This window comes from Pseudovibrio sp. Ad46, assembly GCF_001623065.1.
In the GTDB taxonomy this organism is placed as follows: domain Bacteria; phylum Pseudomonadota; class Alphaproteobacteria; order Rhizobiales; family Stappiaceae; genus Pseudovibrio.
In genome coordinates this window covers 353,262-368,366 of record NZ_LMCG01000080.1, presented here as the reverse complement: position 1 = coordinate 368,366, position 15,105 = coordinate 353,262, and the positions used below count along the sequence as shown (strand labels likewise).

The 15,105-nt window shown below is 48.6% G+C and carries 10 protein-coding genes; 9 read left to right on the top strand and 1 reads right to left on the bottom strand.

The window, feature by feature from the left end; all coding sequences use genetic code 11:
* The first annotated feature begins 10 nt into the window (after positions 1 to 10).
* The 7 genes from napG (at position 11) to PsAD46_RS24940 (ending at position 6,509) form a co-directional block, all read left to right on the top strand.
* A complete protein-coding gene (napG, locus tag PsAD46_RS24970; protein WP_063308104.1) occupies positions 11 to 811 on the top strand; it encodes a ferredoxin-type protein NapG in 801 nt (266 codons plus the stop codon).
* Entirely contained in the window at positions 808 to 1,737 is a 930-nt protein-coding gene (napH, locus tag PsAD46_RS24965) for a quinol dehydrogenase ferredoxin subunit NapH (protein WP_057461272.1), read from the top strand. Before napG ends, napH begins: the two co-directional genes overlap by 4 nt.
* Positions 1,734 to 2,177 carry a nitrate reductase cytochrome c-type subunit gene (locus PsAD46_RS24960; protein ID WP_208980620.1) on the top strand — a complete coding sequence of 148 codons (444 nt, stop codon included), beginning with the start codon at positions 1,734 to 1,736 and terminating at the stop codon, positions 2,175 to 2,177. Before napH ends, PsAD46_RS24960 begins: the two co-directional genes overlap by 4 nt.
* Before the next feature lie 28 nt (positions 2,178 to 2,205).
* On the top strand, positions 2,206 to 2,850 hold the full coding sequence (locus PsAD46_RS24955; protein WP_057461273.1) for a NapC/NirT family cytochrome c: 645 nt from the start codon (positions 2,206 to 2,208) through the stop codon (positions 2,848 to 2,850).
* Positions 2,851 to 3,176: 326 nt separating this feature from the next.
* On the top strand, positions 3,177 to 5,258 hold the full coding sequence (locus PsAD46_RS24950; protein WP_063308103.1) for a TonB-dependent receptor: 2,082 nt from the start codon (positions 3,177 to 3,179) through the stop codon (positions 5,256 to 5,258).
* A 55-nt stretch (positions 5,259 to 5,313) separates the two neighbouring features.
* The gene (locus PsAD46_RS24945) at positions 5,314 to 5,685 is read left to right on the top strand and encodes a hypothetical protein (protein ID WP_063308102.1); all 372 of its coding nucleotides are present in this window, start codon (positions 5,314 to 5,316) and stop codon (positions 5,683 to 5,685) included.
* Positions 5,686 to 5,744: 59 nt separating this feature from the next.
* On the top strand, positions 5,745 to 6,509 hold the full coding sequence (locus PsAD46_RS24940; protein ID WP_063308101.1) for an SDR family NAD(P)-dependent oxidoreductase: 765 nt from the start codon (positions 5,745 to 5,747) through the stop codon (positions 6,507 to 6,509).
* A gap of 8 nt (positions 6,510 to 6,517) precedes the next feature.
* Here the strand turns inward: PsAD46_RS24940 and PsAD46_RS24935 are convergent, their stop codons facing one another.
* On the bottom strand, positions 6,518 to 7,117 hold the full coding sequence (locus PsAD46_RS24935; protein WP_063308100.1) for a hypothetical protein: 600 nt from the start codon (positions 7,115 to 7,117) through the stop codon (positions 6,518 to 6,520).
* 1,058 nt (positions 7,118 to 8,175) lie between these two features.
* Here PsAD46_RS24935 and PsAD46_RS24930 point away from each other — a divergent pair.
* Together PsAD46_RS24930 and PsAD46_RS24925 are read left to right on the top strand one after the other, a co-directional pair.
* On the top strand, positions 8,176 to 13,008 hold the full coding sequence (locus tag PsAD46_RS24930; RefSeq protein ID WP_063308099.1) for a hypothetical protein: 4,833 nt from the start codon (positions 8,176 to 8,178) through the stop codon (positions 13,006 to 13,008).
* A gap of 78 nt (positions 13,009 to 13,086) precedes the next feature.
* The gene (locus PsAD46_RS24925) at positions 13,087 to 15,030 is read left to right on the top strand and encodes a hypothetical protein (RefSeq protein ID WP_063308098.1); all 1,944 of its coding nucleotides are present in this window, start codon (positions 13,087 to 13,089) and stop codon (positions 15,028 to 15,030) included.
* Positions 15,031 to 15,105 lie beyond the last annotated feature (75 nt).

Genomic DNA, 15,105 nt, shown 5'->3' with positions numbered 1-15,105 from the left:
GATAAGAACCATGTCTGATCTCAAAAAGACAGGCCTCAGCAGTGCAAAGCGTCGCCAGTTTCTTGGCGACGCGGCCCGCACAGCGTGTGGCTGTGCTGTTGCTGCGACGTTTCTGACGGTCTATCAGGCGCAGGCTAAGGCTTTTCCTGCCGACGCCATCAGACCGCCCGGAGCTCTCTCTGAAGAAGAGTTTTTGAGTGCGTGTGTGCGATGCGGACTGTGTGTTCGCGATTGCCCATATGACACGTTGAAACTCGCCGAGCTTGGTGAAACTGGCCCGGCAACAGGAACGCCATACTTTACAGCCCGCGATGTGCCTTGTGAAATGTGTGAGGATATTCCTTGTGTTGCTGCCTGTCCGACAGGAGCACTAGATCATTCTCTCACCGATATCGACGATGCTGATATGGGTGTGGCTGTTCTGATTGACCAGGAGAACTGCCTTAACTTCCTCGGTTTGCGTTGTGAGGTTTGTTATCGGGTTTGCCCGCTGATTGATGAAGCGATCACACTCGAAATGACACCAAACACGCGGACCGGTAGTCATGCAGTCTTTTCGCCAACAGTCTATGCAGACGCCTGCACGGGTTGCGGCAAATGCGAGCAGTCGTGTGTGTTGCCGGAAGCTGCAATCAAGGTTCTTCCTCGCCGCATTGCCAGAGCTAAGAGTGCTGAGCACTACCGGCTTGGTTGGGAGGAAAAAGCCAAAGCAGGAAATGCGTTGGTTCCCGGTGTGATTGATCTGCCTGATCGTGTGCCGGATGCTGGTGGGTTTGAGCCCGTGTTCCAGCCAGGGAAGGGGCGGCCATGACCACTCATGCATTAGACGCTCATGTACCAAAAGAGAAGAAGAGAAGCTGGGTGCTGCGCAACAGATTTCTGTTGCTCAGACGGAGTTCGCAATTGCTCATTCTGGCTCTGTTCCTCGCAGGGCCGTGGGCAGGCCTTTGGATTGTCAAAGGAACACTGACCTCCAGCATGACGCTGGATATCCTTCCGCTGACAGATCCGTTCCTGCTGCTGCAGACGATGGTGACAGGACATTGGCCTGAACTGACAGGTTTGATTGGTGTTGCCATTGTGGTTGGCTTTTACGCCGTATTTGGCGGCCGGCTGTATTGCTCATGGGTTTGTCCCATGAACGTGGTGACTGATAGCGCCAACTGGTTGCACCGCAAGCTTGATCTGAAAAAAGGATGGCAACCGAAAAAGCACACCCGATATTGGGTGCTGGCCATGACACTGCTGGTTGCTGCCGGATCTGGCTCTCTTGCTTATGAGCTGGTCAATCCCGTGACCTTGCTGCACCGCGGATTGGTGTTCGGCATGGGGTTTGCCTGGGCTGCGGTGTTGATGGTGTTTTTATTCGACACCTTTGTCTCCCGGCATGGTTGGTGTGGGCATCTTTGTCCTATGGGGGCTGTCTATGGGCTGCTCAACACCAAGAGTTTGCTGCGGGTTTCTGCGAAAAACCGGGATGCCTGTGATGACTGTATGGACTGCTTCGAGGTTTGCCCCGAGATCCACGTAATCTCTCCGGCTTTGCGAGGCAAAGGGGATGATACCCCGCTGATTGTAAATCGAGACTGTACGTCTTGTGGTCGCTGTATCGACGTATGCGATCTGGATGTTTTCAGTTTCACCCATCGTTTCGATACTCAACTTATTCAACCTACTTCAATCGAACCGGGCCCCCGCGATCCGGTCACGACCAAAGCTATGGGAGGTCACAAATGAAAACGGGAGTGCCTTGGAAGGCTATCACCATTATGGCGGTTTTGCACCTTACCGGCTTTGCTGCCTTGAGCGCACATGCAGAGGGGGTAAAGTCATTGCGGGGTGTACAGGTTGATGAACCTGTCTTCGTCGAGCCGATTGCTCGCCCGCAAAACACTCGGGTGAACCGTGAGTTCCGTCAGCAACCACCATTGGTGCCACACAAGACTGAGGCTTATCAGGTCGACCTGAAAGTCAACCAGTGTCTGACTTGCCATGACTGGGCTAATGCAGGGGAGAAAAAAGCGCCAACCTTATCCATGACACATTATGCAGACCGTGAAGGACGTCAGCTGGACCGGGTTGCAGGTACACGCTGGTTCTGTACGCAATGCCATGTTCCTCAAGTCGATGCTGATCCGTTGGTGGAGAATGAATTTACTCCGTCAAGCGAACGCTAGATGGCACTTCTGACTGGAGGAAATTAATATGAGCAATCAAGGCGCAATTCCCAGTAAAGATCAGGGACCTGGCTTGTTCAAACGGATCTGGCGGTTTTTGAGACATCCTGCAACGACAATTTCTGCAGGCGCTCTGTTGCTGATTGGCGTTGTTGTCGGTGTGGTTTTTTGGGGTAGTTTCAACTGGTCCATGGAGATGACGAATACCGAAGAATTCTGCATCGGCTGCCATGAGATGGAAGCAAATGTTTATGCGGAGTATACCGAGACGGCCCACTATGCGAATGCATCTGGCGTGCGGGCAACATGCCCGGATTGCCATGTGCCGAAAGAGTGGGTGCATAAGGTGGTTCGCAAAGTACAAGCTTCCAGAGAGCTATATCACAAGGCTCTGGGCACCATTGATAGTCCGGAGAAGTTTGAGGAGAAACGTCTTCAACTGGCGACTAATGTTTGGACTGCAATGAAGAAGACCGATAGTCGCGAGTGCCGTAACTGTCATGAGTTCAACTCTATGGACTTCGTTCTTCAGGAAGGTCGTGCCTCTGCCGCTCACTCTGATGCATTCAAGGAAGGCAAGACCTGTATTGATTGCCACCAGGGCATCGCCCACAGCCTGCCAGCCAATGCGCTGGAAGCTTACAAAGAGAAAGTCTCTGCTGTTTATGACTAGGCATCGCTTAGGCTAGTTGCATAGGGCGCTAGAGTAGTAACCCACCTTTGAGAGTTCTCAAAGGTGGGTTTTTCTTTGCTCCTACCAAAGTAAGTGAGTCGAATCAGCCGTTGACGAAGCTGCTGATTGTCATCTGCCAGAAACTCTTGTCTGTGTGGTTGCTTGATCCAAATCAAATGAAGCAAGGAGAAGCAACCTGAGATGTGTTTAAAATGACACAAATATGAGTATTATATTCATGTATTTTACCTGGGTGGCGCTTTTTACATTGATAGATATCTCAATCCAATAATATGAGTAATTAACTCATATTAAAGGTTGTAGGGATGTCCAAGGGTTTTGTCTCCGGCTTGATGACCGGAATCTGCTATTTCGCACTGCAGTCAGGTGCATATTCTCAGGAGCAAACAGATCCACAAGAGCTCGGGCCAATTGTCGTCACAGCTTCGCGTAGTGAGCAAAGCCTGGATGAGGTAACCCGCTCCGTTGCTGTGGTGGAGAGCGAGCAGATTGAGCGGTCTGTTGCGGATAGCGTAACTGAAGTTCTGCGTGATGTTCCTGGTATCAAGATTATCGATAGCAACGTTGCAGGTATGAAGCGGATCAGCATTCGTGGTGAAGAATCTTCGCGAAATGTTGTGCTCGTAGATGGGCAAGAGATCTCTGATCATACTTCTTATGGTGCTGTATTTCTGATTTCTCCGTCTGATATCGAACGCATAGAGGTGGTGAAGGGCCCGGGCTCGGTCCTGCATGGCTCGAAAGCTATTGGCGGTGTTGTAAATATTATCACTAAGAAGGGTGCCGATCGTGCCGTGCAGGTAGAGGTCGGAACGGCCTTCGATTCCTCTACTGATGGTATTACGGGGTTCAGCTCAGCTGCTGGGACTATTGATCAGTGGGACTATCGGTTTTCTGCTAGCAAATCCAAACATGGTGATCGCGAAACAGCAAATGGCACGCTGGAAGGTAGTGCTTTTGAAAACCAGAGTGTAACGGCCTATGTTGGCTACACTGGCGACCAACACAAACTTAGTATCAAGGCTGAACGATTTGAGCAGGAAAGTGAGGTTTACACTGATCCCGCCGATATCGGGCTCGTGATGCGTCAGTTTGATATGGACTTGCCAAAGCGCGACCGTTCCAAAATTGGCTTATTCTATGACTTTACCGATGTAAATGAGAGCATTGCTAAAATCCATTTGGATGGATACGTCCAGCAGATTGATCGTGTGGCTCTTGTAGACTATGAGCTGGCTCCTCCCCGTCTTGGAGCGCCAGTTATGAAGCGCGAGAATGAGACTCAGAGCAAACTGCTTACATTCGGCTTGAATGGGCAGGTTGATCTAACCCTGTTTGATAACGTATTGACCTCAATCGGCTTTCAGGCTGTCCAGGATCAGTTGGATAAGGATAGTTTCAGCACTGGCACGACCACTATCAGCGTTCCTGGACCTGTCTTCCCGGTCAATATTACAGAGCGAGATGAGGCCAAACTTACGACTTTGTCTGCGTTCCTTCAGAATGAGTGGGATCTGAATGATGATCTTACGCTAACTGCTGGTGGCCGTTATTACTTCGTTGCGAGTGAGAATAAAGGCACTGCAGGTGATCGGGATGAGAGCGATCAGGCATTTGTGGGTGCTTTGGGTCTAAACTATACGGGCTTTGAGAATTTTGCGCTAAGAGCGCATGTGTCTCAGGGATATGTATATCCGACACTCCTCCAAAGCACGTTGGGCTCAGTATTTTCTCCTGCTGGAAAAATCTATGGTAACGCTGACCTTGATCCTGAAACGTCAGTGACCGCAGAGATTGGTGCGCGTTTCGACAGCGGGAATTTGATTGTTGATGCGAGCGCGTTTTATACCGATGCGAAGGACTACATCACATCGGTTGATTGTGATGCAGCAGTTCATGGTTCAAAGTGCACTGCAAACTCAGATATTTACGTGAATATTGATGCGGCCAAGACTTGGGGGCTCGAACTTGCTGCTTCCTATCAGTTTGCTGAGTTGGCGGTCACACCATATGCCAATATCACTTTGATGCGGCGCCAATTTAGTTCCGGAGCAACCAACACCTTTGATACCGACACGCCGTTGGTATCTGGCCGTCTAGGCGTGATGAAGTCCTGGGCCTTTGATAACGGAGTTGAAGCCTATGCGGATCTTTACAGTCGCTTCTCCAGCGAGCATCGGCAGAAGGATGGCAGTGGTATCGATGAAGCGGACGGTTTTGCCACGCTTAACTTGGCAGGTGGCTTTTCCTACGATTTCGATGAAAAGCGCAGGTTAAAAGTGCATGCAGCTGTCGAGAACATCTTTGACCAAGACTATAAACCGTCAGTCGAAGAACTCACTGCACCGGGCCGGGCGTTTAAACTATCTGCGAGTGTCATCTTCTAGTTTTTAAAGCCCTACCGTAATAGCGGTGGGACTGTATTTAAAAGGGTATCATCACATGAAAACCGTGCTTCTCATGTTTTTGCTGAGTTCAGCGGGGCCGAATGGTGAGGTGGGTGCTTCCTACGTTGAAAAAGATAGTGTTGAGGAATGTCAGCAAGGCATTGTTGCGTTGAAGGAAATTTTGGCGGAGCCGCGCTTTAAGATCCATTATGCTGGTTGCCATCAAAGCTCGGCTCCGATCTCTGAGTTTGAACATCCGGGTGCTGATGATGAAGGCGATAAGCCGGAGCTTTTCGTTTATCTCAACAGGATTGAGAAAGGTCAGTTGCTTGTTTCTAAGGCTGGTAGCCTTGCCAGTTGTGAGGCGAGTATAAACAAAAGCGAGAGCTGGTGTGCTTTGAGCATGCAGAAGTTGTTGCGGCAATAGCCATTCCTATGCTTTGCTCCTCCCACGGGAATTCTAATGTTGCTTTGGGGGGAGTGCGAATGACATCTCGAAAAAAGACTGTCTGGATTATTGGGGCAACTTCAGGGATTGGTGAGGAGCTCTGCAAGCTTTATGCAGATGATGGCTGGCAGGTTGTTGCGAGTGGCCGCCGGGTTGATCGACTTGAAGCACTGAAAGAAACATACACATCAGTGACGAGTTTACCGCTTGATGTAACGGATAATGAGCAGATAGCTCAAGCCGCCCACGATTTTGATGAAAATGCCAGCCTGCCCGATTTGACGCTTTATTGCGCAGGTGTTTTTCACATTGGTGGACTTTCGACATTGACCGAGGAAGTCTGCGTCAGTGCGATGGATACAAACTATTTTGGTGCTGTGCGGACCATACATAACTTGTTCCCACTGCTGAAAGAACGCGGCTCCGGGCACGTTGCCATCATTTCTTCGCTTAGTGGGTATGGAGGGCTGCCTTACGCTGCAAGTTATGGCCCTACAAAAGCTGCGCTCATCAATCTTTGTGAGGCGTTGAAACCGAGTTTTGATCGGGCGAGCCTCTCTCTTTCAGTCATCAATCCCGGGTTTGTGAAGACCGCGATGACTGAAAATAGCAAGTTGCCTATGCCCTTTATCGTGAGTGCAGAAGGGGCTGCCAAACGGATCAAGAAAGGCCTTGACCGTAAGAGCTTTGAGATTGCGTTTCCTTTCCCGCTCGTTACGGCTTTGAAACTGCTACGGTTTGTCCCTTATTGGGCATATTTCCGACTGGTTGGCCTTACAGCCGGGAAGCGCAGTTCTTCATAGAGATAAGATTAGGAAGGTTGGAGATGGGGTGATCTCTGACCTTCTTCGGTTTCTGTTGTATGTGTCATTGCTTGCTGTAGCTCGGGTAGAAATGCCCAGATCTCCCGGTTGAGTTTCACAAGCTTCTCGATTGCATTTCCCATTTGGGTGATGCGCGCGTCGTCGACTGCCTTGATTTCACCAAGCTGGATCTGTCCATTCTTGCGTTGAATGCGCATGGAATGGGTGTGAGTGATCTCGCCTTGTTGGTTCTGCTTGAAGGTTGCGTGGCTAAATTCATTTCTTAGCCGGGTACTTTCGTTGAAGATGCGAAGAATGCGGCGCAGCTTCTTTTTGAGAGCAACATTTTTTAGCTTTGCGTCTGCCAGGCGTTCTATCAGTTCCAGCCTTGCCCTCGTTGTGTTGAGAGTGCCGAAGACAAGAGTTGCGGTGAGTTCGTCGGTCTGCATGAGATGCTGCAGGATGTAGATGAACGTGCTCTCATTGTTGGACCAGCTGTAATTGATGTTTCCAATCAAAGCGAACAGGAGGTTTCGCCGCCCAGCCTTGTTGGGGGCAATTCTGTCTAGTTCGTCAAAGTCAGGTGAATGAGAGGTTTGATCGTGCATAAAGCGCGCCTGTCTGAGAATACTCGTTTTGCAGCCTATAATTACGTTTCTAACGCAAGGGTAGCAAAGCTAAGGCGTTATTTATAGAGCGTGACGGACAGGTTTTGCTTGGCGACTCTTTGATTGAATGTCTGGGGAGTGTTGGTGAAGTAAATGAGGCTTAGTTTCGATGATTCCTGAGATTTAAAGGAGCATAAGCCACAGTGACTGAAGATATTCCTGAATTACCTGTGAAGAAATTTATGCGATCAGGAATGTGGGTTACTGGGCGGATTGTGCCTTTAAATTAGAGTATGGCGTTCTTTTATTAGTCGGCAAAGTTTGGTTATAAACCTATAACTTTTACACTCAAACAGTGTTTTAGCTACCTTGAGAATTCACTGCATATTACATAGGTCACCGAAAACCTATTTCTTGATCAGGTTGCTATGTGATTTAGATGACACTGTCATTATTGAGACCAATAAACACTTCCCTGTTAGAAGTTCTTAGTTATTTTTTAGTAATATTTAAAACACTAATTTGCGAATACTAACGTTAACTCACTATTAATATCCTAGATTGTCATAGTAATTATTGTCTAGTTCAATTGAATGTATTGTTGATTATTACCAGATATTACTCTTGGTTTGTCTGTTTTTTAGGCCGTGGTATAGCTTCCGCCGCTTCCAAGAGGAATATTCTTTCTTCTTTACTGGAGGTTTTGTTTGGAGGAATGGAGTCTATTCGTTTTAGCAAGAGCATTTAGTTAGTAATTTAGCCAGAATTCCAGAACCAGCGCATATTTTATCGGTTACTTCGTTTTCTGAAGCCGACGTGTTGTTTAGCGTACAGATTTTACATTTGTGCGATCTGGAATCTTGCGTCCAAATTCGGGGTTATCCGAGTTTACAAGCCATTTGCTTGTTCTGACCTTTGGTCAAAAAAGCTAAATCGAAATGACAGCCTTCAAATCATGGAATGAAACACTTTTTCAATCCTCAGGAGAACCTGTGGCAACCAGCTGACGCAAATGATCGGCTTCTTGCAGGGCAGTTCTCCGAATATTTGGAGACGATATGTCTGGTTACAATCCATTTACTGATGGCACTGATACGCGTATCCGCGCAGAGCAGGATAACACGCTCGGTGATAAGGATGTCGTTGAGCACAATGGTGATAGTAGCGCTGAAGTGCTTAATGACGGTTCGTTAGACCAAGAGGTCTTAGTGAACCGTCATGATCTGATTGATACAATCGCACAGGCTGGCGATGGCATTCAGGATATTAACGCTGCACTACAGATTGGCGACGACCTGACCATTGATGCGAGTTCTTCCGCTTCAGCGAATGGCCAGGGTGTTGCGCTTGCCTTTGATCAGGGTATCGCGACCGGTGCGAACCTGCAGAGCAACGATGTCTCCGGCAGTGTAACTGGTGGAAACTTTGATGCGTCGACCGTTGGTGGTGACGGCTCTGGTGTCAATGCGCATCAAGCAGGGGCGGCAGCAGCAGATAACGACACGGATACACTGGTTCGTGCAAACCAATCCAACTACGCGAATGACCTTGATACACTCAATAATGTTACCGTCACGAATGATGGTGATGCTGAGCAACGTGTAAAAGTTAAAGGTGGTGATGCTGATTCTGGTAATGGCATCATTGGTGCTGGACCAACTGATATTGCTGGCTCAAATGTTGGCGTTGGTGATGATGAAAGCATCACTGGTTCTACTGCTGCACAAGCAGATGCATCTGGTCTTGCACGTGGCTTCAACCAGACACTACAAACTGGTAGCAACGAGCAGGGCAACAATGTTGATCTATCGATCACAGGTTCAGATGTAGATGTTTCTGGTGCTGGTGGATCTGGTGCTCAAGCTGTTGTCGGTGGGACTGACTACACTTCTGGTAACTCAGATACCAACACTCGTGGGCGTGTCAATCAGTCAAATGAACTGAATGATGGCGTTGGTGGTAGTTTTGGTGGTGGCAACATTGACGGTGCTATTGCAAATCCTGAAGTTGCCAATCTTGATGACTCTTTGCAGGTTGTTAAAGCCAAAGCAGGTAATGCATCTAGTGATGATGGCATCAATTCAATTGACCATATCGGATCTTCTGCATCTGTTGGTGGTGACGGAAGCGTAAGCGGTAGTGCTGTCGCATCTGCTTCAGCAAGTGCTGTTGGCGTTGGTTTCCAACAAGACATTTCTGCAGGTAGCAATGCCCAGGGCAACTCTGCAAGTCTTGACATTACAGGTACTGGTGTTGGCCAGGCAACCTCTGGTGAAGATGACGCGACTGCTGGTATTCAGGTCAGTGCCGATTGGAATTCATCTATTAATGAATCTGAAACAGGCACAAATGCTCGGTTTAACCAGTCTAACGAAGCTTACGATGCCGATGCAGTTCTAGAGCCAAGCCTTCATAATGACGGGCATTCTACTCAGAAGATTGAAGCCTACGGTGACGATGCGACCGCTGGTGACGGTATTGACATGAACGGTGGCCGTCTAGGTGCGGAACACGTAGTCGATGATGGTTCCATCACTGGTTCGACGCTTGCCAAGTCTGACGCTTTGGGTGTTGCTGCAAGCTTTGAACAGAAAGTCAGCACTGGTGGCAACTCACAAAGTAATGCCTCTGAGTTAGGTGTAACTGGAGCAAATCAGGTTACTGCTTCTGCTGGTGAGGACGGTGCCACTGCGTCTCTAAATGCTGACAACCCATCAGTTTACGGCGATCACAGAACTGGGACACGCACTGAAAGTAATCAGTCTAATGCGCTTGGCGATAAAGATGAGATTGATGATGCGAATGTTTGGAATGAGCACGATAGCTCACAAAGTGCAGATGTAACTGGCGGCATCTCGAATGCTGGTAATGGTATCTCGTTTGATTCTGGTACTTCTGCTGCAGTGCATAGTAACTTTGACATGAGTGGATCTGCTGCGGCTTCTGCAAATGCTCAAGGTGTCGCACAGTCCTTTACGCAATCATTGACCACAGGCGGAAACGCCCAAGGTAACTCTGCTGAAGTCTCTGTGACTGGCGCAGAAATGACGGCCTCGATTGCTGGTGAAGACAATGCTGGTGCTGCTGCAGGCCCTGTTTCGCTTTTGGCTGGCAGAGGTGACACCAACACAAATACCCGATCCTTTCAGTCTCAAGAAAATGAGATGTACGAAGGCGACACTTTGTTCAGCCCTGATGTCATCAACACTGGTGGGGCAGATGCGGTGCAAACCGTCACAGTTGATGCTGGCAGTGCGACCGCAGGTAACGGTATTGAAGCTCTTGGTGGTAATCTCGGTCCTGATACCGTTGGTGATGATAGCTCCATCTCCGGCAGTGCTTCTGCAAGTGCGAATGGTGTAGGCGCTGCGATCAACTTTGGGCAAACACTCAAAACTGGTGGCAATGCTCAATCAAACTCCGTCGATGTCGATATTACTGGTGGTAACAAAGCTGTTGCAGCAGCTGGTGAGAGCGGAGCTACTGCTGGGTCTGAGCCGATTGCACCTGTCGATCATGACACCACAACAACCTCGTGGAGTGATCAGAGCAATCAGCTTGGTGATGTTGATGAAATCGAGCATGCGGACGTCACTAACTGGGGCCATAGCACTCAGAGTGTTGATGTAGACGGCGGAACCGCATCTTCTGGAACTGGTATTGTTCAGACTGGTGGTAGCTCAACCAACATTGATGGAAATGAGAGCATCTCAGGCTCCAGTTCAGCATCTGCTGACGCGACAGGTGTTGCTCAGTCCTTCACTCAGACTCAGTTGACAGGTGGTAATGCTCAAAGCAACTCTGCATCCGTTTCTGTTACTGGTGCTGATGTGAATGTTGCTTCTGCTGGTCAGGACGACGCGGAAGTAAACGGTACTTGGGTTGGAACTACGAACACCGATAGTTTTTCAGGTGGCCTACAAGGTAACACTGCTTACGATGGCGATACCATCTGGGATAGTGATGTTCGTAACTTCCATGATTCCACTCAAGATGTGACTGCTACTGGTGGAACTGCAACTGCTGGTGATGGCATTGCATCCAGTGGGGATGGTCAAATTGGTGCTCAAGGTGCTCCTGGTGTTGCGGAAGACAGCAGCATAAGTGGCCTTTCCAACGCTGGTGCTGATGCTACGGCTTCTGCAGCATCGTTTGAGCAGGTTCTTAGTTCAGGTAGCAATGGACAGAGCAATTCTTACGATGCAAGCATTGTAGGTGCGAACTCTGGCGTTGCTGCATCTGGCGAAGACAATGCAACACTTGGCCAGTTTGGTCAGGCAGCAGCTGCCGGTCAGTCTGATACCGACACAGCAGCTGGTGCGTGGCAGGAAAACACGCTTGGTGACAAGGATACCATTTCTGATGCTGATGTCGTAAATCGCGACATGGTTGATCAGGATGTCTCTGCTTCAGGCGGAACAGCCACAAGTGGTGCTGGCATCAGTGTTGCCGACTGGGATGGAGATGTTGGAGCTGCGAGTGTTGGAGATGACTCTTCCATCACTGGTGTTACGCAAGCAACTGCGGATGCGTCTGCTTCTGCGTCTTCCATGAACCAGAAGCTGTTTTCTGGTGGTAATGCTCAGAGTAATGATCTTGATCTGAGCGTAACTGGTGGAAGCAGTAATGTTCAGTCTGCCGGCGAAGACTCCAACGTAGCATTTGCATCTGTAACTGGTACTGGTCCAGCTAACAACGGCGGTGTAGATTCAACCGACTCCCTCCTCGGCGGGTATCAGAGCAATACCATTTATGATGGTGACAGTATTTCTGATGCGGATGTTGTTAACTACTCTAATGTTGAGCAGGATGTTACCGCAACAGGTGGTACTGCGAGTGCTGGTGTTGGTTCCGGTGGTATTGATGGCACAGATGTGAAGGGTGCGTTGAACGTTGGTGACAATGCATCTCTCACAGGTAAAGCCTTGTCGTCTGCTGATGCTGTTGCGGAAGCCTCAGCATTCAACCAGGTAATATCTACCGGTGGCAATGCGCAGGTAAACTCTGCAGATGTTGAGATTGTTGGAGACAACAAGAATGTCATCTCCGTTGGTGATGACAGTGAGGGTGGGGCTTCGAACTCAATTCGATCTGGTACCGTTGCTGGCAATGCTGACAGCCTTGCCTTGTTCTCACAAAACAACACTGCTGGTGACAACGACCAGATTGATGAAGCCGATGTCGAAAACTTCGATGAGCTAACTCAGACTGTTACGGCAACTGGTGGTGATGCTGACTCTGGTGACGGTATTACCGATCCAGTGAGTTCGTTCGTTGCTAATGGTTCTGTTGGTGATGACTACACTGTAACTGCGGAAGCTGTTGCTTCTGCGGATGCTACGGCGAAGACATCTGCCTTCAACCAGAGCCTGTACTCAGGTGGTAACAAGCAGGTCAACTCGACTGAGCTGGATGTTACAGGTCAGAACGATACGCTTCTCTTCACAGGAGAAGATGATGGTCTGGGTGCATTGGACATCACACCTTCTGGTAGCCCAGATGTTGGTGGCGGCTTTTTTGGCAATCTGGATGCGAATGGCACTGACACCATCTTCGGTGCTGAGCAAGCAAATGCATTGTATGATCAAGACACGATCACCAATGTTGAAGTTCATAACCATGGAACGCTTGATCAGACTATCGTTGCTGATGGTGGTCAGGCCATGTCTGCGGATGGCATTCACGATGCAGAAAGTCTCTTCGACTTCAATACCGGTGACGATTACAGCGTGACGGCTTCTACGGCTGCGACTGCTGATGCTCTGGGTGTGGCTAATGCCTTTAATCAGACAATTGTCATGGGTGCGAACGTTCAGGCCAATGCTGTTGATGTCAACGTCGTGGGCGGTTCCTCAACCGTGAACGTGGTTGGCGAAGACGACCTTGCATAATCCAAACTAAACAAGATCTGCGCGGAGTGATCCGCGCAGATTGATTTATATATCCATATGAAATTGTTAGGATATTTTATGCTGTCGCAGGCTATAAATGAATTGAGCTGGCACTTTATCGGCTACATGAAGATTTTTGATAGTATCGCTACAGCTGAACAGAGCTTTGACGAAGCACGGTTTGCCCAAGACACTATTGTGATTACTCCGGTGGAAGTGGTTTATTCTCGCGGAGGTACCGCAGACCTTCCCTATGAAAAGTTCTACAATCTTCCGTCGCTTTTGCCAGAAATTAGCGCGCTGTCACAAGCCCGTCTCCCATATTCGGTTGAGACGCTCGTAAATGCTTCTGAGTTTGTTCCACCTTCTGAAGTTGTACTGTTTGAAGACGGTACGGGCCCAGAGCTGCTGCAAGGTGGAGATAGCGGTCAATCACTGGACTACACGTATACTATCACCTTCACTTATCGCGATATTTATGCGCCGGACATTGAAATAAACCTCGCTCAGGAAAACGCCCTGACGGATGATGATTTGCTTTTGTCCAAAAGTGAGTTCGGGGATGATATTCCTGAGTGGAACTCAGATGAAGTGCTGGATCAACTGCTTGATGTTGCGAGTGACATTGAGCTGGATACGCTTGACCAGATTTTTGATGGTGGTGATGCGCAAAGTGCGGCTGATGCCATCGGCGAGATGCTGGTTCATAGAGCGGAGAATGATGCACCAAATCCTTCTTTTACAAGTGGTGAGAACATTGGTGAACTGCCCGAGGACGAGCAAGCAGAAGACGACACCTCTGAAGATGAACAGAGCGATAGCAGCTATGTAACGACCGGTGACAATGAAGCGGTCAATGTTGCCTCGATTGTAGACCTGAGTGAGTTGAAATGTTCGACTGTCGTGATGGGGGATTACTACGCCACAAACTCGATCATTCAAAGCAACTTATATTATGGTCCTACAGATCTGCCAGCGGACACTGTCGTCGGTCAGGGACTTGATGAAACGATTGTCTTCAATGATGCCAATGTGACTTCCGAAGGTGAGTACATTATTTCCTCCGCAGTTACCTACAACAACCCCGATTACTCCATGAGTGTTGATGTTGTTAGCGGTAATTTTTATGACCTGAATATTGTCAGTCAGAAGAACTTTCTTTCCGACGACGACTGCGTTTCATACCAGTTGAACAACAGTGGTTATTATGTTCAGACCGGTGATAACACCCAGGTCAACGCGGCGCAGTTGATTGATAACATTCAGAATTACGATGTGATTATTGTTCTTGGAAACTACTATGACGTCAACTACATCAGTCAGAAAAATATCCTCCTGGATGCCGATTATATTGATGCGACTGGTGCAGCTATCAGTGGGACCGGACGGCACAATGTGCTGACCAATGAAGGTACGATTAAGAATATTGGTGGCGGATCGCTGATGAAGCCGATGACCTCTGAGGTGAACGGTTTGGTGGACGCTATTGATGGTCGAGCAGGGGACTACGAGTATACCGCCTCTTCTGCCACAGGTGGTTTGCCGATCCTGCCGAGCACTGATCTGAAAGTCCTCTACATCACTGGTGATTATTACCAAATCAATGCGATTGAGCAGATCAATGTTCTCTCGGATGCGGACTATGTGAAGATCCATAAAGAACAAGAGGATGACGGTGTTCTCACGCAGGTTATTAATGGTGAGGGCGTTGAAGATGACCAAGAAGGATATCTGGACACTTCAAGTAACAAGACGAGCAACAAAGCAACCATCATTGATTATGATAGTCAGTCGGGTTTTCAATATTTGGATGGCGAATACTCAGAGGAAGACATTGTTATAAAAGTCAATATCGTTGTCTCTGAAGAAGATGATCTCGAAACAGCATTGAATGGAAATACAGATCTGGTTTCGGAAGTTGTTGCATTTACTGGCAATGACGGTGGTAGCGAAACCGGAACGTCGCCCGCGTTTGTTCCTTATGCGGGTGAGAGTGACATGGTCTCCGATATACTTGTTTGATTTTAATAGGTTTTTATAGAGAGAATATATGTTTAAAGCTCGAGCGACAAAGAACAATAGCCGGCAACGTGGGAG